This window comes from Amycolatopsis sp. (assembly GCF_036008905.1).
In the GTDB taxonomy this organism is placed as follows: domain Bacteria; phylum Actinomycetota; class Actinomycetes; order Mycobacteriales; family Pseudonocardiaceae; genus Amycolatopsis.
Map to the genome: position 1 here is coordinate 1 of NZ_DASYMU010000104.1, position 26,907 is coordinate 26,907.

The 26,907-nt window shown below is 67.2% G+C and carries 25 protein-coding genes, 1 tRNA gene and 1 rRNA gene; 10 read left to right on the forward strand and 17 right to left on the reverse strand.

Features of this window, described 5'->3' with window-relative positions; all coding sequences use genetic code 11:
* Positions 1-200: 200 nt before the first annotated feature.
* Positions 201-274, reverse strand: a tRNA-Met gene (locus tag VGP60_RS19255).
* Positions 275-332: 58 nt separating this feature from the next.
* On the reverse strand, positions 333-3,314 hold the full coding sequence (locus tag VGP60_RS19260; protein WP_327549418.1) for a UPF0182 family protein: 2,982 nt from the start codon (positions 3,312-3,314) through the stop codon (positions 333-335).
* A gap of 171 nt (positions 3,315-3,485) precedes the next feature.
* Between VGP60_RS19260 and VGP60_RS19265 the strand changes: the two genes are divergently transcribed.
* Entirely contained in the window at positions 3,486-4,052 is a 567-nt protein-coding gene (locus tag VGP60_RS19265; RefSeq protein ID WP_327549419.1) for a PPA1309 family protein, read from the forward strand.
* Between the two features lie 80 nt (positions 4,053-4,132).
* Here the strand turns inward: VGP60_RS19265 and VGP60_RS19270 are convergent, their stop codons facing one another.
* Entirely contained in the window at positions 4,133-5,137 is a 1,005-nt protein-coding gene (locus VGP60_RS19270; protein ID WP_414640376.1) for a YlbL family protein, read from the reverse strand.
* A 199-nt stretch (positions 5,138-5,336) separates the two neighbouring features.
* Here VGP60_RS19270 and VGP60_RS19275 point away from each other — a divergent pair, with 199 nt between their 5' ends.
* Complete coding sequence (locus VGP60_RS19275; RefSeq protein ID WP_327549421.1) at positions 5,337-6,686, forward strand: zinc-dependent metalloprotease; 1,350 nt, start codon at positions 5,337-5,339, stop codon at positions 6,684-6,686.
* Between the two features lie 58 nt (positions 6,687-6,744).
* Here VGP60_RS19275 and VGP60_RS19280 read toward each other — a convergent pair whose 3' ends face one another.
* Positions 6,745-7,323, reverse strand: coding sequence for a M48 family metallopeptidase (locus VGP60_RS19280; RefSeq protein ID WP_414640377.1), 579 nt, complete (start codon positions 7,321-7,323; stop codon positions 6,745-6,747).
* 200 nt (positions 7,324-7,523) lie between these two features.
* On the opposite strand from VGP60_RS19280, the gene VGP60_RS19285 reads away from it, so the two are divergent.
* From VGP60_RS19285 to VGP60_RS19295, 3 genes are all read left to right on the forward strand, one after another.
* Positions 7,524-8,564 (forward strand): hypothetical protein, encoded by a 1,041-nt coding sequence (locus tag VGP60_RS19285; RefSeq protein ID WP_327549422.1) that lies wholly within the window; start codon positions 7,524-7,526, stop codon positions 8,562-8,564.
* Positions 8,565-8,687: 123 nt separating this feature from the next.
* Positions 8,688-9,989, forward strand: coding sequence for an ABC1 kinase family protein (locus tag VGP60_RS19290; RefSeq protein ID WP_414640378.1), 1,302 nt, complete (start codon positions 8,688-8,690; stop codon positions 9,987-9,989).
* A 112-nt stretch (positions 9,990-10,101) separates the two neighbouring features.
* Positions 10,102-11,058 (forward strand): hypothetical protein, encoded by a 957-nt coding sequence (locus tag VGP60_RS19295; protein WP_327549424.1) that lies wholly within the window; start codon positions 10,102-10,104, stop codon positions 11,056-11,058.
* Between the two features lie 18 nt (positions 11,059-11,076).
* On the opposite strand, the gene VGP60_RS19300 is transcribed toward VGP60_RS19295, so the two are convergent.
* From VGP60_RS19300 to VGP60_RS19325, 6 genes are all read right to left on the reverse strand, one after another.
* Positions 11,077-11,256, reverse strand: coding sequence for a hypothetical protein (locus VGP60_RS19300; RefSeq protein ID WP_327549425.1), 180 nt, complete (start codon positions 11,254-11,256; stop codon positions 11,077-11,079).
* The gene (locus VGP60_RS19305; RefSeq protein WP_327549426.1) at positions 11,253-12,125 is read right to left on the reverse strand and encodes a class I SAM-dependent methyltransferase; all 873 of its coding nucleotides are present in this window, start codon (positions 12,123-12,125) and stop codon (positions 11,253-11,255) included. The genes VGP60_RS19300 and VGP60_RS19305 overlap by 4 nt, the downstream gene beginning before the upstream one ends.
* 94 nt (positions 12,126-12,219) lie before the next feature.
* Positions 12,220-12,477 (reverse strand): hypothetical protein, encoded by a 258-nt coding sequence (locus VGP60_RS19310; protein ID WP_327549427.1) that lies wholly within the window; start codon positions 12,475-12,477, stop codon positions 12,220-12,222.
* A gap of 5 nt (positions 12,478-12,482) precedes the next feature.
* On the reverse strand, positions 12,483-12,851 hold the full coding sequence (locus VGP60_RS19315) for a WhiB family transcriptional regulator (RefSeq protein ID WP_327549428.1): 369 nt from the start codon (positions 12,849-12,851) through the stop codon (positions 12,483-12,485).
* A 275-nt stretch (positions 12,852-13,126) separates the two neighbouring features.
* Positions 13,127-13,426: a hypothetical protein gene (locus VGP60_RS19320; protein WP_327549429.1), complete on the reverse strand. Its 300-nt coding sequence runs from the start codon at positions 13,424-13,426 to the stop codon at positions 13,127-13,129.
* 202 nt (positions 13,427-13,628) lie between these two features.
* A complete protein-coding gene (locus tag VGP60_RS19325) occupies positions 13,629-15,716 on the reverse strand; it encodes an ATP-dependent DNA helicase UvrD2 (RefSeq protein ID WP_327549430.1) in 2,088 nt (695 codons plus the stop codon).
* A 64-nt stretch (positions 15,717-15,780) separates the two neighbouring features.
* Here VGP60_RS19325 and VGP60_RS19330 point away from each other — a divergent pair, with 64 nt between their 5' ends.
* Both VGP60_RS19330 and VGP60_RS19335 read left to right on the forward strand, forming a co-directional pair.
* Positions 15,781-16,509 carry a DUF4191 domain-containing protein gene (locus VGP60_RS19330; RefSeq protein WP_327549431.1) on the forward strand — a complete coding sequence of 243 codons (729 nt, stop codon included), beginning with the start codon at positions 15,781-15,783 and terminating at the stop codon, positions 16,507-16,509.
* A gap of 109 nt (positions 16,510-16,618) precedes the next feature.
* Positions 16,619-17,584 carry a hypothetical protein gene (locus VGP60_RS19335; protein WP_327549432.1) on the forward strand — a complete coding sequence of 322 codons (966 nt, stop codon included), beginning with the start codon at positions 16,619-16,621 and terminating at the stop codon, positions 17,582-17,584.
* Between the two features lie 100 nt (positions 17,585-17,684).
* On the opposite strand, the gene VGP60_RS19340 is transcribed toward VGP60_RS19335, so the two are convergent.
* Entirely contained in the window at positions 17,685-18,170 is a 486-nt protein-coding gene (locus VGP60_RS19340) for an RDD family protein (RefSeq protein WP_327549433.1), read from the reverse strand.
* A gap of 173 nt (positions 18,171-18,343) precedes the next feature.
* Here VGP60_RS19340 and glnA point away from each other — a divergent pair, with 173 nt between their 5' ends.
* Together glnA and VGP60_RS19350 are read left to right on the forward strand one after the other, a co-directional pair.
* Positions 18,344-19,768, forward strand: coding sequence for a type I glutamate--ammonia ligase (gene glnA, locus VGP60_RS19345; protein WP_327549434.1), 1,425 nt, complete (start codon positions 18,344-18,346; stop codon positions 19,766-19,768).
* A gap of 91 nt (positions 19,769-19,859) precedes the next feature.
* Positions 19,860-20,171, forward strand: coding sequence for an EthD family reductase (locus tag VGP60_RS19350; protein ID WP_327549435.1), 312 nt, complete (start codon positions 19,860-19,862; stop codon positions 20,169-20,171).
* On the opposite strand, the gene VGP60_RS19355 is transcribed toward VGP60_RS19350, so the two are convergent.
* From VGP60_RS19355 to VGP60_RS19375, 5 genes are all read right to left on the reverse strand, one after another.
* Positions 20,172-20,603, reverse strand: coding sequence for an acyl-CoA thioesterase (locus VGP60_RS19355; RefSeq protein ID WP_327549436.1), 432 nt, complete (start codon positions 20,601-20,603; stop codon positions 20,172-20,174).
* Positions 20,604-20,624: 21 nt separating this feature from the next.
* Positions 20,625-23,606, reverse strand: a complete 2,982-nt coding sequence (locus tag VGP60_RS19360) for a bifunctional [glutamine synthetase] adenylyltransferase/[glutamine synthetase]-adenylyl-L-tyrosine phosphorylase (protein ID WP_327549437.1) — start codon at positions 23,604-23,606, stop codon at positions 20,625-20,627.
* A gap of 29 nt (positions 23,607-23,635) precedes the next feature.
* Positions 23,636-24,769, reverse strand: a complete 1,134-nt coding sequence (locus VGP60_RS19365) for an inorganic phosphate transporter (RefSeq protein ID WP_327549438.1) — start codon at positions 24,767-24,769, stop codon at positions 23,636-23,638.
* Between the two features lie 131 nt (positions 24,770-24,900).
* The gene (locus VGP60_RS19370) at positions 24,901-25,656 is read right to left on the reverse strand and encodes a type 1 glutamine amidotransferase (RefSeq protein WP_327549439.1); all 756 of its coding nucleotides are present in this window, start codon (positions 25,654-25,656) and stop codon (positions 24,901-24,903) included.
* Positions 25,657-25,685: 29 nt separating this feature from the next.
* Positions 25,686-26,135, reverse strand: a complete 450-nt coding sequence (locus tag VGP60_RS19375; protein ID WP_327549440.1) for a rhodanese-like domain-containing protein — start codon at positions 26,133-26,135, stop codon at positions 25,686-25,688.
* A 110-nt stretch (positions 26,136-26,245) separates the two neighbouring features.
* Here VGP60_RS19375 and VGP60_RS19380 point away from each other — a divergent pair, with 110 nt between their 5' ends.
* Positions 26,246-26,686 carry an Lrp/AsnC family transcriptional regulator gene (locus tag VGP60_RS19380; RefSeq protein WP_327549441.1) on the forward strand — a complete coding sequence of 147 codons (441 nt, stop codon included), beginning with the start codon at positions 26,246-26,248 and terminating at the stop codon, positions 26,684-26,686.
* A gap of 139 nt (positions 26,687-26,825) precedes the next feature.
* On the opposite strand, the gene rrf is transcribed toward VGP60_RS19380, so the two are convergent.
* A 5S ribosomal RNA gene (gene rrf / locus VGP60_RS41920) occupies positions 26,826-26,907 on the reverse strand; the annotation flags it as partial.

Below are 26,907 nucleotides of genomic sequence, written 5' to 3' on the forward strand. Positions count from 1 at the left end.
CACGCATCCGCACACGACTCCCCCACACAAAACGCGACCTTCCCTCACCAGCCGGGGGTCCAGGGGCAAGCCCCTGGTGGGGGATCCAAGGGGGCGAAGCCCGCCTTGGCCGGGGGCCTGGGGGAAGCCCCCCAGAAGACACACGAAAGAGGGCCCGTTATTCGCATCTTTCCAGCGAATAACGGGCCCTCTGACCTCTGTAGCGGGGACAGGATTTGAACCTGCGACCTCTGGGTTATGAGCCCAGCGAGCTACCGAGCTGCTCCACCCCGCGTCGTAAACACCACTATACGCGGTGGTTACGACGGGGGCACAGCGGGCTCGTCAACGCCCTATCCGCCGGGCTGGCCGGGAGGTGGCGGGGTGGTTGAAGCCGGTGGCGGGGTTGTCGCCGGCGGTGCTGCTTTGGCTGCCACGTACGCCTTGGTGGCGGCGTCCAGCGCTTGCAGTGCCGCGCCCTGGTCGGCGAAGTTGCCGGACTGCAGCGCGGCTTTGTACTTGTCGATCGCGGCCTGGATGTCGTTGGCGGCCTGGTCCAGCGCGGGGTTGGACCCGACTGTGCCTGTCGGCGGTGGTGTCGTCGTGGTCGGGGGTGCGCCGGGTGTCACCGGCGGTATCGAGGTACTCGGCGTTTCCCCGGTACCCGCGCCGAACACCTGATCAAGGGCGCCCTGCAACGTCGACGAGAACCCGATCTTCGGCCCGAACGCCACCAGAACTCTTGCCAGCTGCGGATAGCTGTTCTGGTTGCGCTGCCGGATGTACATCGGTTCCACGTAGAGGAAACCGCCGGCCACGGGCAAGGTGATCAGGTTTCCGAAGATGATGTTGACGCTCTGGTTGGTATAGAACGTCCGTTGCTGCGCGAAGTTCGGGTCGCTCTGGAATCTGTTCTGTACCTGCACCGGTCCGTCCACCTGCGACGCACCGGCCGCGGCGGTCGGTAGCCGGAGCACCCGCATCGCCCCGTAATCCCCGGGATCGGAGGAAACGGAAACCCAGGCGGCCAAATACTGCCGCTGCAATCCGGTGAGCGGACTCGTCAGCTGGAACGTCGTCTTGTTTTCACCCGGCGCGTCGGCGAGGACGTAATAACCGGGCTGGTTCGCGACTCCGGCGGCGTTGGCGTTCGCGCCGCCCTCCTGCGTCGGATCCTGCGGGATGCTCCAGAACGCCTGCTGCGCGTAGAACTCCTGCGGGTCGTTGACGTGGTACTTGGCGAGCAGCTCACGCTGGACCTTGAACAGGTCCTCCGGGTAACGGAAATGCGCGCGAAGGTCCGGTGAGATCTCCGAACTCGGCTTCACCAAACCGGGGAAGACCTTCTCCCAGGCGTTGAGGACCGGTTCCTTGTCGTCGATCGAGTAGAGCGTGACGGTTCCGTTGAACGCGTCGACGGTCGCCTTGACCGAGTTGCGGATGTAGTTGATCGAACTGTTCGCCTGACGCGCGACGCCGGTGAGGGAGTCGTTCGTCGCTTCACCCAGCTGCGTCTGCTGTGCGTACGGGTAGTTGTTGATCGTGGTGTAGCCGTCGATGATCCACTGGATCTTGCCGTCGACGACCGCCGGATACGGGTCGCCGTCGACGGTCAGCCACGGGGCGACCTTGCTGACCCTGTCCCGCGGGTCGCGGTTGTACATGATCTTCGAGTCGTCGCCGATGGCGTCGGAGAACAGGATGTTGCGCTCGCCGTACTCGGCGGCGAAAACGAGCCTGTTGAACAGGTTCCCGATCGTCACGCCACCGGAACCCTTGTAGAGGTAGCTGCGGTCGGTCGCCGTGTCGTACTCACCCGGCGCCTTTCCGAGCGTGCCGCCGACGATCGCGTAGTCGGCCGAGCTGGACAGCTCGCCGTAGTAGATCCGCGGTTCGTCGACCTGGATCCCCGCGCCCTTGGGGTTCTGGGTGTCACTGGTGTTGGCGATCGGGTAACCGCCGTCGGAGTTCTGGCCTTCGACCGCGCGGTCGATCGTGTTCGCCGGGGCGGCCACGAAACCGTTTCCGTGCGTGTAGACCATGTGCCGGTTGATCCAGCTGGTCTGGTTGCCGGTCAGGCCCTCGGTCTTGATCTCCTTCGCGGCGACGATGTAGTCCTGCGTCGTGCCGCCGACGTTGTAGCGGTCGATGTCCAGCTTCGCCGGGAAGCCGTAGAAGTTCTCCCGGCCGACTCGCTGGGTGAAGGTGTCGCTCAGGACGTTCGGGTCGAGCAGCCGGATGTTCGGGATGGTGCCCGTGTCGGCCTTCACTTCGGCGGACGTCGCCTCGGATTTGCCCGAGTAGTCCTGATACTGCACGTTCGTCAACCCGAAGGCTTGCCGCGTGGCGTCCATGTTTCGTTGGATCGACGCCGCTTCCTTCTCGTTCGCGTTGGGACGCACCGAGAACTGCTCGAGCACCGCGGGCCAGGCCGCGCCGATGAGCACGCTGGACAGGATCATCAGCACCAGCGAGATCGCCGGCAGCTGGATGTTGCGCAGGAACGCGCCGGCGAAGAACGCGATCGCGCAGATCACCGAGATACACAGCAGGATCAGCTTGGCCGGCAGCACCGCGTTGAGGTCGGTGTAGGTCGCACCGGTGAACAACGGGTTGCGGTCGGAGAGGAGCAGGTTGTACCGGTCGAAGAAGTACTCGACCGCCTTGAGGACCACGAAGATCCCGACCGTGACCGAGAGCTGCACACGCGCCGGACCGGCGAGCTGACCGCCCTTGCCCGCCAGGCGGATGCCTCCGAAGATGTAGTGCGCGATCAGCGCGCCGATGAACGAGATGACCACGGCGATGAACAACCAGCCCAGCAGCCAGTTGTAGAACGGCAGCTCAAAGGCGTAGAAGCCGATGTCGTGGCCGAACTCCGGGTCCTTCTGGCCGAACGGAGTGCCGTTGAGGAACAGCTGCACCACCTGCCAGTCGGCCTGGGCGGTCGCACCGGCGATCAATCCGGTGAGCAGCGGAATACCGATGCCGACCAGCCTGATCCGGCCGACGATCGCGGACCGGTACCGGGCGAGCGGGTCGTCCGCGCCGGAAACGGGCACGAACACCGGCCGGGTGCGGTAGGCGATCATCAAACTCACCGCGAGGGCGCCGCCGACCAGCAGGCCTACCGCGAAGAACAAGATGATGCGGGTCACCAGGATCGTCGAGAACACGCTGCGCGCGCCTACCTCGCCGAACCACAGCCAGGAGACATAAGTGTCCAAGAATCTGGCGCCGAGCAACAGTGCCAACACCACGACGGCCGCGATGATCAGCAGAATTCGGCTCCGCCGGGAAAGTTTCGGCAAGCTCACAGGGGGCCGAGTGGCCACTGCACACGCTCCTGAGGTCGTGATCTCGTTCGCGGGGGTGCAAGCGCGAGCGAGCATCCCCTGATGAGCTAACTCTACGGCGGGGGGTGTGAGTTCCCTGAACCCGCCCAAATCGGACGGCGATCGGACGGCGGCGCGACACGGCGGCGTCCTTGCTGCGACGATGTCGCCATGTCAACGAGTGAGCACCGGCCGCCGGCCGCCGGCATCGCCGGATTGGCCCGGGAAGTGGAGGAGTTCGTCGCCTCCGGAGGCTGGGATCAACCCCCGCAGTTGTTCGCCCTTGTCCCCACCGCGGCGCTGCTGGACGAACAGCCCGAGCTCGCCGGACAGCTGGACGCCACGGCGCCGCTGACGCCGGTCGCCCAGGAATCACTGCCGGAAGGCGACCTCGGCGACGCGCTCGCCTCGATCGCCTGGCCCGACCTGATCCTCGGCTGCGCGCTGGTCCAGGAAATCATCGTGCTGCCCCCGGACGCCGAAGCCGAACTCACCGGGCTCGCCGACTCGGACGCCGAGAGCCTCCGCCGGGCCGCCGCCGACCACCCGAAGCGCACCGAAGCGCGGCTCGTCGCCGCTGTCCTGCGTGATGGCGACGTCGCCTGCGTGATGCGCCTGCGCGGCGGCAAGGACTCCACCGGCGCGGCCCCCGAGGCCACCCCGCTCGACGAGGTCATCGAGCACCCCGAACTCGCCCCGAACCTGATCGAGGCCCTGAAAACAACCTTCCTCCCCTAACCCCCGGACCCCAAAGCGGTATCAAGGGACCTTTACTACCGCCAGGCGGTAGTAAAGGTCCCTTGATACCGCGCCGAAGCTCAGCAGGCGGGTGTCGGCCTCCCGGCCTTCAGGTCCTCCAGCGCCGCCAGCGCGGTGTCGAGGGTCGAAACCTTGATCAGGTGCAGCCCGTCCGGGACGGCCGCCTTGGCCTCCGCGCAGTTCTGCTGGGGCACCAGGAAGTCCGTCGCCCCGGCTTCGCGGGCGCCGACGACCTTGAACGAGATCCCGCCGATCGGCCCGACGTCACCCTTTTCGGTGATCTCTCCGGTGCCGGCGATATGCCGCCCGCCCGCGAGGTCTTCCGGGGTCATCCGGTCGATGATCGCGAGGGTGAACATCAGCCCCGCGGACGGCCCGCCGACGTCCTGCAGCGAGATCTTCACGTCGAACGGGACGTCGGCGCGGTCGATCGGTGTCAGGCCGATGAAGCCTTCCGCGCGGTCGGGGCGCTGGCCCAGGGTCAGCGGCTCGGTGCGTTCCGGCTCGGTGCCGCGCTGGAAGGTGATCTGGATCGTCTCGCCGGGCTTCGTCCCGGCCAGCGCGGCCCGCACGTCTTCGTCGGCGCCGATCTTCTTGCCGTTGACGGCGATGAGCCTGTCGCCGGGGACCAGCACCTTGTCCGCGGGGCTGCCGGTGGTGATGTCCTTCGCGAGCACCTTGACCGGGAAGTTGAGATGCCGCAGCGCGGCGACTTCGGCGTTGCTCTGCGAATCCTGGAACTGCTTGACGTTCTCCTGCTTGACCTGTTCGTTCGTCTCGCCCGGCTTGTAGTAGTCCTCGCGCGGGGCCAGCGCGTAGCGGCCACTCGCCCAAAGACCGAGCGCGTTGAACAAGGTAATGCCGTCGTGGAGCGAAACCGTCGTCATCCGGAGCTCGCCGGAAGCGTCGAACTGCGGGTGCCCGTCGATCTTCACCACCTGCTCGCCGGCGGCGTCACGGCCGAGGGTGTCGTAGGTCGGCCCGGGGCTGATCGCCACGTACGGAACCGGTACGAACAGCCCGACCAGCGCGAATACGACGAACAGGACACAGCTGACCACCAGCGTCCAGCCACGCCTGGTCAATCGCCTGCCGGATTCGGCCGGTTCGTTCTGGGCCTCTGGGCGCCGCTCAGCTGCGACTTCATCGTGGGGCGTGGTCACGCGTGACAGCGTACGGTGACCGTGTTCGCTTGCCGGTGAAGGCCACGCCTCTCGCCAGGATGGCGCGCTCAGTCGGCACCTATCCGCGTACGGTAGAGGTATGAGCAATCCCCCGTTCGGCTTCGGATCGTCCGATCCCGAGAAGCGCGGCGACAACGACCCCTCGGGTCAGCAGCCACCCTCCGGCCCTGAGGCGTTCAACCAGCTCGGGCAGATGCTCAGCCAGCTGGGCCAGATGCTCAGCCAGGCTGGGAATTCGTCCGGCCCGGTGAACTACGACCTCGCCAAGCAGATCGCATTGCAGAACCTCAGCGGCAGCGGCGACGCCAAGATCGGCTTCTCCTCCTCCGGCACCGGCGGCGATTCGAGCACCGCTGTGCGCGACGCCGCCCACCTCGCCGAGCTGTGGCTCGACGCGGCGACGATCCTGCCCGCAGGCGCGTCGAAGACGGTCGCCTGGTCCGCGCGTGACTGGGTCGAGAAGACCCTGCCCACCTGGCAGCGGCTGTGCGACCCGGTGGCCAAGCAGGTCGGCGGCGCCTGGGTCGAAGCGCTGCCCGAGGAAGCCAAGCAGGCCGCGGGCCCGTTGCTGTCCATGGTCGGCCAGATGGGCGGCATGGCGTTCGGCTCGCAGCTCGGCAACGCGCTTGGCCAGCTCGCCTCCGAGGTCCTGACGTCCACCGAGGTCGGCTTGCCGCTCGGCCCGGACGCGGTTTCCGCGCTGCTGCCCGCCAACATCGAGAAGTTCACCGAAGGCCTTGAGCTGCCGAGCAGCGAGGTGCTGGTCTACATCGCCGCGCGCGAAGCCGCCCACCAGCGGTTGTTCGCGCACGTGCCGTGGCTGCGGCAGCGGCTGCTCGCCACCGTCGAGGAGTTCGCCAGCGGCATCACCGTCGACACCTCGGCACTGGAGCAGCTCGCCGGCCAAGTCGACCCGAACAACCCGGCCAGCATCGAAGAGGCCATGTCCTCCGGGCTGCTGGAGCCGAAGAACACCCCGGAGCAGAAGGCGGCCCTGACCCGGCTGGAAACCCTTCTCGCGCTGGTCGAAGGCTGGGTCGACGTCGTCGTCGCCGAAGCCGTCGGCAACAGGCTCCCCGGAGCCGACGCGCTGCGCGAGACGCTGCGCCGCCGCCGGGCGACGGGCGGCCCTGCCGAGCAGACCTTCGCCACCCTGGTCGGCCTCGAACTGAGGCCTCGCCGGATGCGCGCCGCGTCGGCGCTCTGGAAGCTCGTCGGCGACCAGCACGGCATCGAAGTCCGCGACGGCCTCTGGTCGCACCGCGACCTCATGCCGACGGCCGACGACCTCGACGAACCGCTCGACTTCGCCGCGGCTCTCGGCAAGAAGGACAGCCTCGACGACCTCGACCCGATCGCCGAGCTCGAGAAGACAGAGCGCGCAGAAGCCGAGAAGACCGACGAAGAGGGCGACGACAAGAAGGATTGAGTCGCGCCATACGAAGAGGCCGGTATGCGGAAACCCCGCATACCGGCCTCTCGTCGTTCTAGTCCTCCCCTATTTCCAGTCCCGCCGCCGCGGACAGCCCCTCCAGATATCCGATGGCCCGTTCGGCCTTCGGATAGCGGTGGACGAGCGCCCAGAACCGCGTGTTGTGTTCCGTCACCCGCAGATGGGCCAGCTCGTGCACCAGCACGTAGTCCAGCACCCAGGACGGCACGTCACGCAGCCGCTCGCTGACGCGGATGGTCGCGTCCACCGGCGTGCAGGACGCCCATCGGGTGCGCATCGGCGGCACCCAGCGAACACTCGACGGCGTCGCGTCGCCGTCGAGGTACTTCTCGGCCAGCACGGCGCAGCGAGTCAGCAGCGCCTGGTCGGAAGCCCGCGGCGGTGACGCCCGCTGGCCTTCGACCAGGAGCAGCTTGTGCTGCATCTTGGCGACCCAATGCTTCTCCTCGGCGCGGGTCATCCGCGCCGGGATCATCACGACCAGGGTGTCGCCCTCCATGCGGGCGGCGACCGTCCGGCGACGGCGTTGACTCCGCCGCACTTCGATCTTCTGGTCGGGTCTGAGCTTCTGTCCAGGCTCAGTCTTCTGTTTAGGAATGTGCAGGTCGGTGATCTGCGGTTGCTGGTTCGTCTTGTCCCGGCTCCTCAGTGAGGGCACCCGTGCATCAGCCACCCACCCACGGTAAGGCCAGGGACCGACAACTCCGATGGCTGTAAGGTCACAGCGCCGAGTTATCCACAAGGAACTTCACCTGTGGACAACTCGGTTTTCTCTTAGCGAACTGTTAGCCACCATTTGTCACTCTGAGCAGTATGAGCGAACTACCTTCCGGCGACGAAGACGTCATGCTGCCGCTGTTCCCCCAGCTCCTACCAGGTCTTGAAGTGCTGGAACGCGGTGTGGACGAGGTCCAGATCGGGCTCGATCCACGCCACGGCGTGGTCGCGAGCGGGCTCCCGCCGAGCGTCATCGAGGCGCTCCGGTCGATCGACGGGCGCACGACCGTCCACAGCCTGCTGGCGCTCGCTGAAAGCGAACACACCGAGCAGCTGCGGGACGTCCTGACCGGGCTCACCGAACTCGGTCTGGTCAGTGAGGCGGACCCGCCGACACACAGCGCGGAGCCGGGTGTCGAGGCCGGGCTGTGGTCGCTTCGCAGCGGTCGCGACCAGAGCCGGACCAAGGCCCGCCGGGCCCATTGCGCTGTGGTCGTCCGAGGCGACGGCCGCCTCGCGGTGGCCATCGCGGTCCTGCTCGCCAAGGCCGGGGTCGGGCACGTCGAAGTCGCTGCGGAGGGGACCGTCACCGAGCACGACGTCGGCTGTGGGTACACCGACGACGACATCGGCGTTCCCCGCCGCAAGGCCGCGGCCGGCGCGGTCCGCCGGAGCAACCCGGCGACCCGCACGGGACGGCTGGTCGGCGGCGACCGGCTGCCGGAACTCGTGCTGCTCACCGACGCCGTGGTGCCCGCTCCCGAGGTCGTCGGCCTGCTCGTCCAGGATGGTGTCCCGCATCTCCCGGTCCGGGTCCGCGACGGCATCGGCATCGTCGGCCCGCTCGTGATCCCCGGCCGGACGAGCTGCCTGAGATGCGCCGACCTGCACCGCACGGAACTCGACTCCCGCTGGCCCAGGATCGCCGGTCAGCTCGCGGGCCGTCCGCAGCGCGCCGACCTCGCCGACGTCCAAGCCTGTGCCGCGCTGGCCGTGGCGCAGACCCTGCGGGTGCTGTCCCCCGCCGACAAACCGCCGCCCGTGTGGAACGCCACGGTGGAAATCGATCCGTACGCGGCAAAAGTGAAGCACCGCTGGTGGCCGCCTCATCCGCGCTGTCACTGCGGCGCGCGCTGAGGATGGCGAGGCGTGTGCCACACGACTGCGCCGTCGATCCAGTGCGCTTTCGGCGTCAGGCAAGGCAGAATCGCTGGTGTGACCAACTCTCGCGACTGGACCGACGACCGGACCGATGCCGCGATGCCCCGCAAAGGCGCCGCACGCACAGCCAAGCTCGCCAGTATTCCCCTCGGCATGGCCGGGCGTGCGGTGGGCGGCTGGGGCAAACGGCTGACCGGCCAGAGCGCGGAAGAGGTCAGTGCCGTGCTGTCGGCGAAGGCCGCGGAGCAACTGTTCGAGGTGCTGGGGTCGCTCAAGGGCGGCGCGATGAAGTTCGGCCAGGCCCTGAGCGTGTTCGAAGCCGCCGTGCCCGACGAGATGGCGGCGCCCTACCGAGAGGCGCTCACCAAGCTCCAGTCGGGCGCGCCGCCGATGCCGACCAGGCAGACTCACCGGGTCCTCGCCGAGCAGCTCGGGCGCAACTGGACGACGCGGTTCGCCGAGTTCGACGACGTGCCGGCCGCGGCCGCGAGCATCGGCCAGGTGCACCATGGCGTGTGGCACGACGGGCGCGAGGTGGCCGTCAAGGTGCAGTACCCCGGGGCGGACGAAGCGCTGCGAAGCGACCTTCGCCAGCTTCAGCGCTTCAGCCGGCTGTTCCAGGCGTTCGTGCCCGGCACCGAGGTCAAGCCGCTGCTGGCCGAGCTCGCGGCGCGGATGGACGAGGAGCTGGATTACCAGGCCGAGGCCAACAACCAGCGCGCGTTCGCGAAGGCGTTCGACGGCGACGCCGAGGTGCTGATCCCCAAGGTCGTGGCCAGTGCGCCGAAGGTCGTGATCACCGAGTGGGTCTCCGGCACCCCGCTGGCGAAGATCATCAAGAGCGGCGACGTCGAGACCCGCAACGAGGTCGGCAGGCTGCTGACGGTGTTCCACTATTCGTCGCCGCAACGCGCCCACCTGCTGCATTCCGATCCGCATCCGGGCAACTTCATGCTCACCGACGACGGCAGGCTGTGCGTGATCGACTTCGGCGGGGTGGCCCGGCTGCCGGACGGCATCCCCGGCCATTTCGGCGAGATGACGCGCCTGGCGCTCGACGGCCGATCCGACGAGCTGATGCAGCTGCTCAAGGAGGCCGGTTTCATCCGCCCTGGCACCGAACTGACCCCGGACGACGTGCTCTCCTACCTGGCGCCGTTCACCGAGCCGCTGGTCAACGAGACCTTCCACTTCACCCGCCGCTGGCTGCAGAAGCAGGCCGGGCGCGTCGGCGACACCCGGGGCCAGGACTTCCGGACCAGCCGCTCGCTCAACCTGCCGCCGGAGTACCTGATGATCCACCGCGTGACGGCCGGCTCGACGGGCATCCTGTGCCAGCTCGACGCCGAGATCCCCGCCCGCGCGATCGTCGAACGCTGGCAACCGGGTTTCGCCGTCTGAGTTATCCACAGGCAGGGCCGAAATCGCGCGAAAACTCCGTTCGCGGGGGCAAGTTGTCCACAGGTCGGCGGAAGTGGTTCCACCCGGTTGGCCCACCGGTCACCCTCGATACATGGCCCATCCGAAACTCGCCGATATCTCGGCGCTCACCGGCGCCGCGGTCGACGGCGTGATCACCACGGCACAGCTTCGCGAGGCGGGACTCTCGCCGGGAAGTATCGCCGCCCGATGTCGCCCGGACGGGCCCTGGCAGCGGCTGATGCCCGGCGTGATCATGCTCGGGACCAGCGCGCCGACCCGGTTGCAACGACTGCGCGCGGCCGTCGCCTGGCTCGGTCCCGGGTCCGTCATCACCGGGGCGGACGCCCTGCGTGCCCACGGCGCCGAGCTGGCGGTCCCGCCGAGCGTGCACCTGCTCATGGAGGCGAACAGGCGTGTCATGCCCGACGAGTTCATGGTCCTGCAGCGGACCAGCCGGTTACCCGCGCCGCTGTACCGGAGCGGGCTCCCGTACGCGCCACCTGCCAGGGCCGCGCTCGACTCGGCCAGGCGGGAAAGCGATCCCGAGCGCCTTCACCGGCTGCTCGGTATCCCGCTGTACTGGGGCCTTTGCACCGTGGCACAGCTTCGCACCGAGCTCGACGCCGGAAACCAGCGCGGCACGTCGGCTGTCCGCGATGTGCTGAGGCATCTTGAATTCGGGTCGGACACCTACGTCTTCGGCATGGCACGGAGGCTGTTGAGGCAGGCTCCGCTGCCGCCACCGAGCTGGGGTGTGACGATCTGCGACCTGCGAGGCAGGCCGATCGGCCTCGCCGACGCGTGGTGGGACGAAATCGGGCTGGCCTGGCAGTTCGGCGCCGAGCGTGAAGATCGGGCGAAACCCCGGATGAACCATCTTGCCCTCACCGCCGCCGGTGTGGACGTCGTGCGATGTACGACGGACCAGCTCCGATCCGAACCCGGACTGGTCACCCGCGAGCTCGTCGCCGCGTTCAGTGACGCCGCCCGGCGTCGCCGCCCCAAGGTTCAGGCACTCGGGCTCGAAGCGTTCGAGGCGGCGGCATGAGGCTCGTCCGGAGGCTGCTCACCAGTATTCGTTCGGCAGTTTCCCCTCGATGTCGCGAACGTGTGCTCGCGCGCATCCTGGGCACAGCCAGCGCAGTTCGCCGCTGTCCCGATCGGCGACCCACGAGAGAGCCCGCAGCGGATCCTCGTCCGCGGGGCGCTGCTTCCCGCATCGGGAGCACACGACGTGCGTGGTCATCGAGAGCGTCCATAGTGGACTGTCCGGGTGCCGAGAATGAAGACGTCGTCGCGGGCGCCGACGTAAGCGGGGTCGCCGGGATCGGCAAGCCTGGTGACAGTCTCGCGATCCGCCTCGCTGATGCGGTCACCGGCGACATGGGCGAGCCAGTCCATCCGGTCGGCGATGAAGTCCCGCAGCGCTTCCGAGCCCGGAGCCGGATGGTCGTGCAGGAAGCTGAACGCGCTGACGTCGATGAGCCCGGCCTTCCCCAGGGCGATGTTCCAGCCGTGGGGCAGCGGAACCGAACCGGCCATTCCCGCACGAAGCTCGCCGAACCAGTCGTCACGCGCGGCCAGGAGCCGATACTCCAGGCCGGGTTCGCCGATGCCGAGATCCCAAGGCAGGCACTGCATCTGCAGGCCGCCTTCGGCGATCGCGAGCTTGCCACCCGGGCGCAGCGCGGCAGCGAGTTCGGCGATCCCGGCCTGCTGGTCGGGAAGATGGTGGACCATCGCCGACGCCCAGACGAGGTCGGCCAAGGGCTCGAGCTCGCGCAAGTGCCCACCGGCCACGTCGGCGACGACGGTTTCGAGGCGGACTTCGGGTCCGCCGGCCGCGGACGCCGCCTTCTCCGCTTCGGCGAGCAATTCCGGGGTCGCGTCCACCAAAATCAGGACACCACCCGATCGGATGGCCAATTGGGCGGCGAACGCCGCACTCATGCCGCCGGTACCGCAACCGGCATCAACAATTGTGGGCCGCTCCGGCAGATCCGCGACCAAGCGCGCGGCGACCCCTGCATGCGCTTCGGCATCCAAAGCGTCGGCGCGCCGCATCGCGGGAAGCCGGGCGGCCCAATCGACATCGTCATGTGTATGTGCGGACATGCCCCCATTCAACAGGGACGTGTCAAGAGAAAAACGCCTGGCGGCGCGGGGAAGCGAGCCGTGTCAGGCCCTCTTCCCCACGCCGCCGGGGCAATCAGTTCTGGAGTCGTTGAGATCGCTTCGAAGCCCAGCGGGCGACCCTGCTCCATCGATGCGCGGCACGAACGGCACGGGCGTGCCCTCGTACGCGCTGGGCGCGGACGCCCTCTTCGAGGTCTTGTATTCGAGCTTTGGCGAGTTCTTCATACAGCAACATTTCGGCGGTCTCCTCGACCTTGATTTCATTGACTTTGGTGGGAACGGCGCTCAGCGGTGCACGGCGCGCCTCGTAATCCCTGGTAGTGACCGGCATGACGCTCATGCTGCAGCGCTCTGACGGCTGGTCGCGGCCTGCTCGGCAACGACGTTCTTGCGGGGACGGCCCCGGGGACGCTTGCGGGCGACGACTGCGCCGCGCTCGAAGATCTCGCCACCCCAGACACCCCACGGCTCGCGCCGTGCCAGTGCGCCGGCGAGGCAGGCCTCACGGACCGGGCAGCTTCCGCAGAAGCTCTTGGCCCGCTCCAACTCTGACGGTGCCTCGGCGAACCACAGGTCGGCGTCGCCGGAACGGCAAGGCAGTGAGAACTCGGGCGAGCTGAGGGCGTCGAGCAGTTCGCCCACCCCGGCGTCGACGAATCCGTCGGCCAGTGCCCCCTCCGAAGCGAAGGCGATTGCCGAAGACATGGTGGTACTCCCTTGTGTGGTAACGGTTTTGGGACTTGCGAGTGAGCTGGACAACGTGACCCCAACTGATGTCGAACTGATCTAGAACCCCAACAGTGCAGCGTCCGAAAGACGGCGAACCCTGCTTCTTAATCCCCAACTGCGTCTGACCCAGCTGCCCCTACACCAGCTGCGTCTGCCCCACTTTTGACCCAACCTGTGCTGACCCAAAAAAACACGAAGGCCGCGGATCCGATGATCCGCGGCCTTCGTGAGCCTCTAGTCCTGACTTGGTGTCAGGTCCTTCGCTCCCGTAGATACAACGGAACACGGAACTGCTTGATCGACGGATCGACGACAAGGCGCGGGGAAACCTGCGCGTAAGTCGTGGCCTTGCGCTCATTGGCGCCCAGCTTCACGGTTTCCACCGCGATGCTGCCGAGGTCATGGTTGGTCCCCAGCGGCGCTTGCGTGCCAAAGGCGGTCACGCGCATGCCGGTACCCCGGCGCGCTTCCATGGCCTGGGCGTGCGAAGACACACCGGTAGCACAGGACAGCGAGATGCCAGGGCTGAGGATCTTCGTGTAAATCGTCATGTCTCCGGCACCTCCTTCTGGCTGTCTGTCGCTCGCCGCGTCCGCGGAAACCGAGTCTGGTACCCGAGCGCTCCCGCTCGGGTACATGCAGGTTATTGCCACCCCGCACGCGGGTGCAACTTATTTAAGAGAAATATCCCCGAAGCGACGAAGATCGCGCTTGAGCAGCGGGTTCGCCGCGTTGATCATGACATCGGCGCGGTCAAGAACTCACCACGGCACGGACGACGTCGAGTACCTCCGCGCCGAAGCGTTCGAGCTTCGTCGCGCCGATGCCGGAGATCGACACCAAGGCCCCGTCCGTGGTCGGCCGCTGCTCGGCGATCGCGACCAAAGTCGCGTCGGTGAAGACGACGAAGGTCGGCACCTTGAGCTCCTTGGACCGCTCGCCACGCCACGCCCGGAGCTTGGCCAGCAGCTCCTCATCCACATTGGACGGACACTTCGAGCACCGGCTGAGCTTGATCTCCATCGTCCCGGCCAGGACGCTGTCGCAAACCCGGCACCGAGGCTTCGCTCCCGTGGGCGCGGTGTTCTGCGCCTTCGCGACCCTGGCCGCGGGGTGGTCCTCCGGCACCAGGCCGTACATGAACCGGCTGCGCCTGCGGTTACGGCGACTGCCCGGTTTGCGAGAAAGCGCCCACGACAGCCAAAGGTGCTCACGCGCCCGGGTGACACCGACGTAGAACAGACGCCGCTCTTCCTCCACAGCGGCGTCGTCGCCGTCCGCGTGCTGGATCGGCATCGTCCCCTCGGCGAGACCGACCAGGAAAACGGCGTCCCATTCGAGGCCCTTGGCCGCGTGCAGCGAAGCCAGCGTGACGCCCTCGACGGTCGGCGGATGCTGCGCGGCCGCGCGCTGGTCGAGTTCGGCGACGAGATGATGCAGATCCGCGCCTTCGACCGTCGAAGCCAGTTCCTCGGCCACCTCCACCAACGCGAGCAACGCGTCCCAGCGTTCCTTGGCCGCGCCGCCGGCCGGTGGCTGCTCGGTCAGGCCCACCGGGTGGAGCACCGCACGGACCCGGGTCACCAGGTCGAGATCCGATTCCCGGGACGACGCCGTGCGCAAGGCGATGACAGCCTGCCGGACTTCCTTACGGGCGAAGAATCGCTCACCGCCACGAACCAGATACGGAACGTCCACATCGGACAATGCCTGCTCGTAGGCTTCGGACTGGGCGTTGACGCGGTAGAGCACCGCGATCTCGCTGGTGGCGATCCCGCCGTCGATCAGCTCACGGATCCGGCGCGCGACAGCAGAGGCCTCGGCGGCTTCGTCGTCGTACTCGCCGAAACGCGGCGGCGGTCCGGCCGGGCGCTGCCCGATGAGCTTCAACCGGGAGCCGGCGGGACGGCCACGGGCGGCGCCGATCACCTGGTTGGCCAGCGCCACCACCTCCGGCGTCGACCGGTAGTCGCGTTCGAGCCGCACGACGGTCGCCTCGGGGAAGCGACGCGTGAACTCGAGCAGCGGCCGGGGCGAGGCACCACCGAACGAATAAATGGTCTGGTTCGCATCGCCGACGACGGTCAGGTCGTCGCGGCCGCCGAGCCAAGCGTCCAGGAGGCGCTGCTGCAACGGCGTCACGTCCTGGTACTCGTCGACGACGAAACAGCGGTACCGCTCGCGGAACTCGTCGGCGACCGCGCCGTGCTCCTCGAGCGCCGCCGTGGTGTGCAGCAACAGGTCGTCGAAGTCGAGCACCTGCGCGGAGTTCTTGATCTCCTCGTACAGGCGGTAAACGTTGGCAACCTGGGTCACCGGCGCCGGGGTGTCACGCTGATTCCTCGCCGCGATCGCCGGGTAGTCGTCCGGCGCGATCAACGAGGCCTTGGCCCACTCGATCTCACTGGCCAGATCTCGCAACACTTCGGTCTCGGTTCCGAGGCCCGCCCGGTTGGCCGCTTGGCCGACGAAACGGAACTTGTTGTCGAGAAGGTCCCACGGCCGGTCCCCGACGACCCGCGGCCAGAAGTACCGCAGCTGCCGTCGCGCGGCCGCGTGGAAGGTCAACGCCTGCGCGGCTTCCACTCCGAGCCCCCGCAGCCGGGTCCGCATCTCCCCCGCGGCCCGCGCCGTGTAGGTCACGGCAAGCACCTGACCAGCGGCGACATGCCCCGAACTCACCAAGTGTGCGATGCGGTGCGTGATCGTGCGGGTCTTGCCCGTCCCGGCCCCGGCCAGGACGCACACCGGTCCGCGCGGGGCACTCGCGGCGGCTCGTTGCTCGGGGTCGAGGCCGTCAAGCAGACCTGGACGGGTCCTCGGAGTAGATGCGCTAGCCACGTGCCGATCCTCGCAGAGGGGGCCGACGGCGCCGAGCCTGGCCACCCGGCCGTATCCTGGTGAGATGGCGGGAAAGCAGGATAAGGAAGCTGCCAAGCAGGCCAAGAAGGAAAAGCGCGCGGCGAGCAAGGCTCGGCGCGGGCAGATCTTCGAAGCCTTCAAGATGCAGCGCAAGGAAGACAAGGCGCTCATCCCCTGGATGCTCGGCTCTGTCCTGGTCATCACGGGTGTGGCATTCGGCATCGGGTTGCTCATCGGCATGCAGTGGGCACTGCTGCCGTTCGGCATCCTGCTCGGTGTCCTCGGCGCCGTGATCATCTTCGGCAGGCGGGTGCAGAAGACCGTCTACTCGAAGGCCGACGGCCAGCCGGGCGCGGGCGCTTGGGCGCTGGAGAACCTCCGCGGCAAGTGGAAGGTCACCCCCACCGTCGCCGCGACGACCCAGCTCGACGCCGTGCACCGCGTCCTCGGCGGCCCCGGCGTCGTCCTCGTCGCCGAAGGAGCCCCGCATCGCGTCAAGGCCCTCCTCGCGCAGGAGAAGAAGCGCGTCGCACGCCTCGTGGGCGACAAGCCCATCTATACCGTGATCATCGGCTCCGAAGAGGGCGAAGTCCCGCTGAAGAAGCTTCAGGGTCACCTGATGAAGCTCCCGCGGAACCTCAAGCCCGCCCAGGTCGACGCCCTCGAAGCGAAGCTCGCCGCCCTCGGCAACCGCGGTGCCGCCATGCCCAAGGGCCCCATGCCCGCCGGCGCCAAAATGCGCTCCGTCCAACGCACCATCCGCCGCCGCTAACCACCCCAACGCCGCATCAAGGGACCTTTCGTGCCGGAAAACGGCAGCAAAGGTCCCTTGATGCGTTTCTGGGGCGAAAAGTGTCGGAGGGTCCTCGCACGATGACTGTGTGTGGAACGAATGGCCGAGCCAGCCCCAATCGCTGGCGGAAATGTTTCCCGGCGGGGTGGCACCTCGTGCGGCGCTGATCGAGCTCGGCATGTCGCATTCGAGCATCTCGAGGCGGTGCCGGCCAGGTGGCTCATGGAGCCGCCCCATCCCCGGCGTCATCGTGTTCAACAACGGCACACTGACAGGCGAACAAAGCTGCCGGGCCGCGCTGGCCCACGCAGGCCCTGACGCGATGATCACCGGCCACCAGGCGATCCGCATGCACGGCGGACACCGGATGGCGAAAACCGACATCGTGCACGTCCTCATCCCGCACGCGAGCAGGGTGTCTTCCTGGGGTTTCGCCACAGTCGAACGCACGATCCACCTCCCCGAGCCGGTCATCATCAACGGAATCCCGGTTGCCCCGCTGGCCCGCGCGCTCATCGACGCCACCCGCCGGATGCACGACCTCGACGCTATCCGCGCGATGATCGCCGAAGCCGTACAACGCGGCATGTGCGATCCTCGCGACCTTCAACACGAGATAAGCCAAGGATCGACGATCGGTTCGGCACTGCCGCGACGCGTCGTGAACGAAATGAACAAGGGCATTCGTTCCGCGGCCGAAGCATGGGGCCGGAAGGTCGTCGACCGCAGCAATCTTCCAGGTGCCGAGTGGAATGTCGCGCTGTTCGATTCCGACGGCCGGATGCTCGGTATCGCCGACTGCTGGTGGGACGACGTCGGCATGGCCCTCGAGATCGACTCGCTGGAGTTCCATCTCGGACCAGCCGGCTACGCCAATACCGTCGAAAAACACTCACGATTCACCGCGGCAGGCGTCACGATCATGCACGTCCTGCCGTCTCACCTGCGCGATCGCCCCCTGGCCGTCATCCAGCAACTGCGCGCCGCTCACAAACACGCCGCCCTGCGCCCACGCCCCGACATCACCGCCAAACTCTGGCGCCCCGCCGCATGACCACCCCCACCCGCGCCCCACGGGGGGGGATCAAGGGACCTTTACTACCGCGTCGCGGTAGTAAAGGTCCCTTGATCCCCCGCCAGTAGCAGTGGAGGGGTTAGCGGAGGCGGATTACGACGGTGGTGGTGAGGCGGTCCAGCCAGCTGCGGCCGTCGATGTTGCGGACGGCCGCGGGGATGATCAGGAAGGAGAGTGCGGCGCGAATCACAGCGCGCCAGAGGCCCACCATCGCGGCACCGTCGAGGCGGCCGACACGGATGCCGACAGCGGCCATGCCCGGGGTGAAACCGAAGAAGGCGACGGGGATAGCGGTCAACACCGCCCAGACGCCGACGGACCAGAGGTTAAAGGTCTGCATCGCGGCCGGGTTCTGGAACTCCGGGCGCAGGAATAGTGCCGTGACCAGGGAAGCGAGCACGAGATCGAGCAGCAGCGCGAGCAGCCGTGAGCCGCCGGCGGCGACGGAACCGACGCCTTTTTCGGGCAGGCCGAGGCTCTTTCCGCGCCACTCTTGCGTGCGCTCGTCACTGCCCGCAACGCCTTCGCCACTACCTGGTAGCCACTCGCCAGTCCATCTCGCCACCCATCTAGGGTATGCGGCTGGCGCCGAAGCCATCTGCCCTGGTCGGATACCCGGTATCCACCAGCCCGTTAACACCGGCGAAACATACGGGTGACGGTCGGGCAACACCGCGCTCATAGTTTGAGCCGAAGAGAGTACTGCCGCCGGCAACGAACGAGAAGGAGTCACCGAGGGTGTCCACTACTCCAGACGATATCCAGAAGCTGATCAAAGACGAGAACGTCGAGTTCGTCGACATCAGGTTCTGCGACCTTCCGGGCGTCATGCAGCACTTCACGGTCCCCGCGAAGGCATTCGACGCCGCGGCATACGAAGAGGGCCTGGCCTTCGACGGTTCGTCCGTCCGGGGATTCCAGTCGATCCACGAATCCGACATGTTGCTGCTGCCGGACCCCGAGACCGCGCGAATCGACCCGTTCCGCAAGAACAAGACCCTGGGTCTCAACTTCTTCGTCCACGACCCGTTCACCCGTGAGGCGTACAGCCGCGACCCGCGCAACATCGCGCGCAAGGCCGAGCAGTACATCGCCGAGTACGGCGTGGCCGACTCGGTGTACTTCGGCGCGGAAGCCGAGTTCTACATCTTCGACTCGATCCGCTTCGACTCCGCCGAGAACGGCGCCTTCCACGAGATCGACTCCGTCGAGGGCTGGTGGAACACCGGTGCCGACGAAGAAGGCGGCAACCGCGGTTACAAGACGAAGTTCAAGGGCGGTTACTTCCCCGTCCCGCCGACCGACCACTTCGCGGACCTTCGCGACGAGATCGTGAAGAAGCTCCAGGACTCGAACTTCGAGATCGAGCGGGCGCACCACGAGGTCGGCACCGGTGGCCAGACCGAGATCAACTACAAGTTCAACACGCTGCTCCACGCGGCCGACGACCTGCAGTTGTTCAAGTACATCGTCAAGAACACCGTCTTCGACGCCGGTCGCACCGCGACCTTCATGCCGAAGCCGCTGTTCGGTGACAACGGTTCGGGTATGCACTGCCACCAGTCGCTGTGGAAAGACGGCACGCCGCTGTTCCACGACGAGTCCGGCTACGCGGGCCTGTCCGACACCGCGCGTCACTACATCGGTGGGCTGCTCCGCCACGCGCCGACGCTGCTCGCGTTCACCAACCCGACGGTGAACTCGTACCACCGCCTGGTGCCGGGCTTCGAGGCGCCGGTCAGCCTGGTGTACTCGCAGCGCAACCGTTCCGCTTGTGTGCGCATCCCGATCACGGGCAACAACCCGAAGGCGAAGCGCGCCGAGTTCCGCTGCCCCGACTCGTCAGGCAACCCGTACCTGGCGTTCTCGGCGATGATGATGGCCGGTCTCGACGGCATCAAGAACAAGATCGAGCCCGCGGACCCGATCGACAAGGACCTGTACGAGCTCCCGCCCGAGGAGGCCGCGAACGTCAAGCTCGTTCCGGGCGACCTGGGCACGGTGCTCAACAACCTCGAAGCCGACCACGACTATCTCCTCGAGGGTGGCGTTTTCACCCCCGACGTGATCGACACGTGGATCAGCTACAAGCGGGAAAACGAGATCGACCCGCTGCGCCTGCGCCCGCACCCGTACGAGTTCTCGCTCTACTACGACGTGTGATGTTCGCCAGGTAACGCACCAAAAGCACGCCGGCGGCGAGGAGTGGAAACCACCCTCGCCGTCGGCGTTTTTTTCGCCTAGCGTGCTCTCCATGCACAAACTCGTAGTCCTGTATCCCGCGCCGGTCGATCCCGCGCACTTCCGCGAGTACTACGTGAGCACCCATCTCCCGCTGGCGGCGAAGATGCCCGGCATGCTGGATTGGCGCTACAGCTTCGACGTCGCTTCCGCGCCTGGTGAATCGCCGTACTTCGCGATCTTCGAAGCCGACTTCCCTGACGTGCAAACGCTGGGCGCGGCACTGTCGTCACCGGAGGGCGCGGCCGCGCTGGCCGACGTGCCGAATTACGCGACCGGCGGCAGTATCGCGCTGAACTACCCGGTGCACACCAGCGAGGGCTAGCTATTCGGCGGTCGACAGCACCGAAGGGTCGACACCGGCGAGCGCGAAACGGCCACGGGGATCCTCGACGAGTTTCCGCTTGTCGAGGTCCATCAACCCGAGCGTGCAGGTGATCTCCGCGGACAGCGTGCCGTCCAGTTTGTAGATGTTCGAGTTCATCTGGAACGTCTTGCCGCTGCCGAACTTCGCGTCGCAGGTGATGTCGACGACGTCACCCGCGCGCAGCTCACGCCGGAAGCTGATGTGCGATTCCAGGAGCACGGCAGCCAGATTCACCTGGCGCATACCTTCGATCCCGCCCGCGAATTCCATCAGCTCGAGCCGCGAAATCTCGCCGTACGAGTGGTACACCGCGTGATTCAGGTGCCCCAGCGTGTCCAGTTCGTAGTGGCGCACCTTCACCCGGGTGCGGAAAGCTTCGCGATCGGTCACCCGACCACTGTAAGCGGTCGCTTAGTCGTCGTAAAACAGGCGCTCCACCACGGCCCGCGCCCGGCGGGTGGTCCGCCGGTACAGGTCGAGGAACTCGCCGGGGTCGTCACTCGCCGAGTAGCCCATGATGCGCGCGACCGCGGCCAGATACGGGCCCGAGCCGGGCAGCTCGTCGGCCGCTTTGCCCTTCACGAGCATCACGGCGTTGCGGACCTTGGTCGCGAGCAGCCATGCCTCGGTGAGCGCGTCGACATCGGCCTGCTCGGCGAGAGCGGGAGCGACAAGTGCTTGGAGCGCATCCAGCGTCGAGGTGGTCTGCAACTCCGGCACGTCATGGCCATAGCGCAGCTGCATGAGCTGCGCGGTCCATTCGACGTCGGAGAGCCCGCCGCGGCCGAGTTTCGTGTGCCGGGTGGGGTCGGCGCTCTTCGGCATCCGCTCGGTTTCGACCCGCGCCTTGATCCGGCGGACCTCGCGGACCTGCGTAGCGTCGAGCCCGCCCTCGGGGTACCGGAGCGGGTTGATCATTTCGATGAACCGGTCGCCGAGGTCGTCGTTGCCCGCGATGAACCGAGCCCGGAGCAGCGCTTGGGCTTCCCAGACCTCGCTCCAACGCGCGTAGTAAGCCCGGTACGACTCCAAAGTGCGGACCAACGGCCCGCTCCGGCCCTCCGGCCGGAGCTCGGCGTCCACGATCAGCGCCGGATCGGGACTCGGCGCGCCGAGCATCTTGCGTACCGTTTCCGCCACCGACGACGCGAACTGCGCGGCTTCGGAGTCGGTCGCGCCGTTGATCGGCTCGCAGACGAACAGCACATCGGCGTCGGAGCCGTACCCGAGTTCGGCTCCACCGAGCCGGCCCATCCCGATGACCGCCATTTTCGCCGGAGTGCTCTCCAGCTCAGCCTCTCGTTTGCGATAAGCGGCGGCGAGTGTCCCCTGCAACACCGCGACCCAGACGCTCGAAAGCGCTTCGCAGACAGCGGGCGGTTCCAACAGCCCCAGCAGATCCGCGCTCGCGACCCGCAGCATCTCGTGCCGGCGCAGCGATCGGGCCGTGGCGACGGCGGCGCTGAGCCCGGGTTGCCGTCGCATCGTGGCGCGCAGCGACTTGGCGACTTCGCCAGGCGTCTTCCCCGCGAGGCGAGCCGGATCGCTGAACAGTTGCAGCACCTCGGGTGCCCGGACGAGCAGATCCGGGACCAGTTTCGACGCTCCGAGCAGGAACGCCAGCCGCTCGACGACAGCGCCTTCGTCTCGCAGAACCCTGAGATACCAAGGGGTTTCCTCGAGCGCCTCGGACACCTTGCGATACGACAGCAGGCCGCCGTCGGCGTCTGGAGTGTCGGCGAACAGGTTCAGCAGCACCGGCAGCAGCGCCTGCTGGATCGCGGCCCGCCGGGAAACCCCGGAGGTCAACGCCTTGATGTGCTGCAGCGCGCCATCCGGCGCCGCGTACCCGAGCGCGGCCAACCGGCTGACCGCCTGTTTGGTCGTCAGCCTGAGTTCTTCGGTCGGCACGTTGGCGACCGACTGCAGTAGCGGCCGGTAGAACAGCTTCTCGTGCAGGCGACGGATCCGCTGGATGTGCCGCCGGAATTCGGCGAGCAGGACATCGCCCTCGCCGCGGCTGCGCTCCGGTTTGATACCGATCGACCTGGCGAGCACCCTCAGTTCGAAGTTGTCCGAGCTGTCGGGAAAGAGATGAGTCCGCCGCAAGCGCCTGAGCTGCAGCCGATGCTCGACCGTTCGCAGGAATTCGTACGACGCGCCGAGCTCCGCCGCGTCCGCCCGGCCGACATAACCGCCCTCGCCCAGCGCGGCCAAGGCGTCCATAGTGGATGGTGAGCGCAGTTCGGGATCCACCCGGCCGTGGACGAGTTGCAGCAACTGGACGGCGAATTCGACGTCACGCAACCCGCCACTGCCGAGCTTGAGCTCCCGCTCCGCGTGTTCGGACGGCACGTGCTCTTCGACCCGGCGCCGCATTTTCTGCACATCGGAGACGAAGTTCTCCCGCTCCGCCGCCGACCACACCAGCGGCGCGACCATCTCGCTGTACAGCCGGCCGAGTTCGGCGCTGCCCGCCACCGGGCGGGCCTTGAGGAGCGCCTGGAATTCCCAGGTCCGGGCCCACTTCTTGTAGTAGGCGGTGTGCCCGTCGAGCGTCCTGACCAGCGCACCGGCCTTGCCCTCGGGACGGAGCGCAGCGTCGACCTCGAAACACGCTTTCCCGACGACCCGCATCATCGCGGCGGCCAGCCGGGTCGCGGCCTGCAGATCACCGTCACCGACGAAGATCACGTCGACATCGCTGACGTAGTTGAGCTCCCGGCCACCGGTCTTGCCCATCGCGATCACCGCGAGCTCGGTACCCTCGGGCGGATCGACTTCCTGATGGGCAACGGCGAGCCCGGCCTTCAGCGCGGCCTCGGCCAAGGTGGTCAGCTGGCTGGCGGCTTCTGCGTACGGCGGCCGATACAGCCCGGGTTCGACGATATGCCCGAGGTCGACCGACGCGATTTCGAGCAGCAACCCTCGATATCCGGCTCGCAACGCCTGCTCGGCCTGGACTCCGGTCAGCGTCTCCCCCTCCGGGGCGCCGGCCTGGACGTCCGCCAGGAGCGCGGCGTCGTAGTCCGCCGCGGTCGTGACGTTCTTGCCGGTGAGCCGCCGCCATTGCTGGGGACTGCTCGCCAGAAAGTCCGCCAACGCGCTGGAAGTACCCAGGACCCCGACGAGCCGCCCGCGGAGAGACCGGTTGGTCCGTAGCGCTTCAGCCATTTCGGCCCAGCCAGGTTCGTCGGCCTCGCGAACACGGTCGAGCCCGCGCAACGCGAGATCAGGGTCGGCACAACGGGAAAGCGCGAGCAGGATGTCGACGTTGGCGTCGACCGGGCCCGCTTCTCCCCACCAACCGGCCGCCCGCAACTGCGCGTCGGCACGTTCGTCGGTGAAGCCATACCTCGCCGCGGACGCGGTCGGTCGAGCACGATCAGCCATCGCCTCTAACCGTAGTGCGCTCTGGTGAATTACGCGGGTATGCGGTCGGGCTCGGCGTCCGGCGCGGACGGCTCCGGAACGTGGAAGCTGTGGGCTGTTACCGGCTTGCGGCGCGAAAGCAGGTAAATGCCGAGGCCGATCAGGATCCCCGTGACGCCGACACCGATCGTGCCGCCGGTGCCGAGGGAAGCGATCTTGCCCGCGATCGCGCCGACGACGGCGGCCGCTGGCAGGGTGAACAGCCACGCGACCACCATGCGGCCCGCCATCTTCCAGCGCACCGGTGCTTCCCGGCGGCCGACCCCCGAACCGAGGATGCCACCCGAGCAGACATGCGTGGTCGACAGCGGGAATCCGAGATGTGACGACGTCAGGATGACCGCGGCCGAGCTGGTCTGTGCGGCGAAGCCCTGCGGTCCTTCGATGTCGGTCAGGCCCTTGCCCAGGGTGTAGACGATCCGCCAGCCGCCGAGGTAGGTACCGAGCGCCAGTGCGAGCGCGGCGCTGGCGATGACCCAGGTCGGCGGCGCGGAACCGGGCGCGAGGCTGCCCGTGCTGATCAGCGCGAGCGTGATCACGCCCATCGTCTTCTGTGCGTCGTTCGTGCCGTGCGCGAGCGAGACCAGCGAAGACGAGATGATCTGGCCGACGCGGAATCCCGACACCCCGGATTTGCGCCCACGCAGGAAGCGGTAGACGACGAACGTCGCCACCATCGCGACCAGGCCCGCGATGACTGGTGAGAGCGCCGCCGGGATCAGGACCTTTTCGACGATCATGCCGAACCGGACCGAATCACTGCCCACGGCGACCCAGGTCGCACCGATGAGCCCGCCGAACAACGCGTGCGACGAGCTGGACGGCAGGCCGATGAACCAGGTGAAGAGGTTCCAGATGATCGCGCCCATGAGCCCGCCGAAGACGATCGCCGGGCCGATCTTGGTCTCGTCGACCAGGCCGCTCGAGATGGTTTTGGCCACCTGGACCGAAAGGAAGGCACCGACCAGGTTCAGTACCGCGGAAATGGCGACGGCGACCTTCGGTTTGAGCGCTCCGGTGGCGATGGAAGTCGCCATCGAATTCGCCGTGTCGTGAAAGCCGTTGGTGAAATCGAAAACGAGAGCCGTGATGATCACGACGACTACCAGCAGCGAGGGGTCCACCCCGACCTCCGAAACCCTTTTGGGGACTACTCCCGCAAGGTACCTGAAGGTGGTAACGCGCCGTTAAGACGGCATACATATTTCCGCAATATCCTGTTTGTGCAAACACCTTGTTGGCCGCAACCCCAGGTCTAGGCCATGGGCAGGGTGCGCCGCTTCTCCGCGACTGGCTCGATTTCGCCGGCGGCCAGCTGGACGAACCGCAACACGAATGGGCGCCAGGTTTCCGCGATGTCGGCGTGCAGCTGGGTGAGCTTGTCGATTTCGAAGACACCCGGACGGGCGAACTCGGCGAGTTCCGGTTCGTCCTTGGCCCACGCGAGGACGACGTCCGGCGTGGTTTCGATGTGGAACTGGACGCCGTAAACCCGGCGGTGCAGCCGAAACGCCTGGTTGGGGTACCGAGGAGCGGACGCGAGGAGCTCTGCACCCGCCGGCAGCTGTTCGATGGCGTCGCTGTGGAACTGCACGACGTCCTGCACCATCGGGAGGTCCGCGTAGAGCGGATCCGTCCACGCGAGATCCTTCTTGGACACGAGCGCGGGCCCGACCTCCGGACCGTCCTTGCCGACCTGGACCCGGCCGCCGGTGGCGACGGTGAGCAGCTGCGCACCGAGGCAGACCCCCAAGGTGGGGAAGTCGTTCCCGGCGGCGCTCGCCAGCAGTTTCCGCACGTGGCGCAGCCAGGGATGAGCAACATCATCCTGCGCGCCCATCCCACCGCCGAGGCAGACCAGGCCCTGGTAGCCGTCGACGTTCTCGGGCAGCTCGTCTCGCGGTGGCATCCGGATGTCGAGCTCGGCGCCGCCTTCGCGGAGCCAGTCGCCGAGAGGGCCGGCCGGATCGGTGACGTCCGGCTGGATGATCAGCAGTCGTGGGGTACTCACCCGTCCAGAATACGGAAGGCACGACAGCGTCAGCAGGCGCAGCGGATTGGGTGATCGATCGGTGCTTGGTGCGGCCGCGACGATTCGACGGGGAAACCCGCGGCCTGCCAAGCGGTGATGCCGCCGGCGAGGCGTTTGACGGTGAAGCCCAGTTCAGCGAGTTTCAGCGCACCTTTGGCGGCGGCGTTGCACTGGAAGCTTTCGCAGTAACAGATGTAGACGAGACCGCGGTCGAGGTGCGCGGTGTTCTCGGCGGTCAGCTCGCGGTACGGCAGGTTGATGGCGCCCGGTAGATGTGCCGTCGCGAAGGCTTGCGGGCTCCGGGTCTCCACGACGACATAGCCCTGCCGGTTGCCCGCGGCGAAGTCCTGCATCAGGTCGTCCGGGTCGACCTCGAAGGCGAGTTCCGCGGTGAGTTTCGCGACAGTCGTCTGGGGTGGTGGGGCCGGGAAGGCCAGAACGCGAGGTGCCGGTGTCATAAGGCAATTCTGGTGCGGAGTGATCTTCGGACATAGGGACGATTCCAGGTCTTCAGGCGGGCTAGCCTGGGTTTTCCTTGTTGGCAGGTGTGGCGGGCGGGAGTACGAACGTGGGGCTCGACGACGTCGACTGGCGACTGCTCGAACTGCTGCAGACGCAAGGCCGGATGACCTTCAGCGAGCTCGGCCGGCAGGTGTCGTTGTCCGCGCCGGCGACGACGGAACGAGTGCGGCGGCTCGAGGAGCGTGGCGTCATCACCGGGTATGTCGCGACTGTCGATGTCACCAAGCTCGGGCTACCGATCGAGGCGATCGTCCGAGCTCGGGTGCGCAGCCTGGACAGCGCCCGGTTTCGCGAGACGATCCTGCCGCTCCCCCAGGTGGTCGCCGCGGATCACGTGACCGGTGACGAGTGCTGGATCCTGCGAGTGGTGTGCGCGAGCACGGCCGAGCTGGAGTCGTTCGTCGAGCGCACTCAGCGCTACGGGGAGACGACGACGTCGCTGGTGTTCTCGTCGCCGGTCCGCGGTCGGTCGGTCCGGAAGCCCTGAGGCGTACCCAGACTGCACGCGGGCGCGCATGGTTTGCACTCGGGCGTACACAGAGTGCACTTGGACGCAGAAAAGCCCGGAACCCCGGGAGAACTGTTAGGTTCTCGACCGGGGTTCCGGGTCTTTTCTTTTAAATTGTGTCCGGCGGTGTCCTACTCTCCCACAATCCTTCGACTGCAGTACCATCGGCGCTACCAGGCTTAGCTTCCGGGTTCGGAATG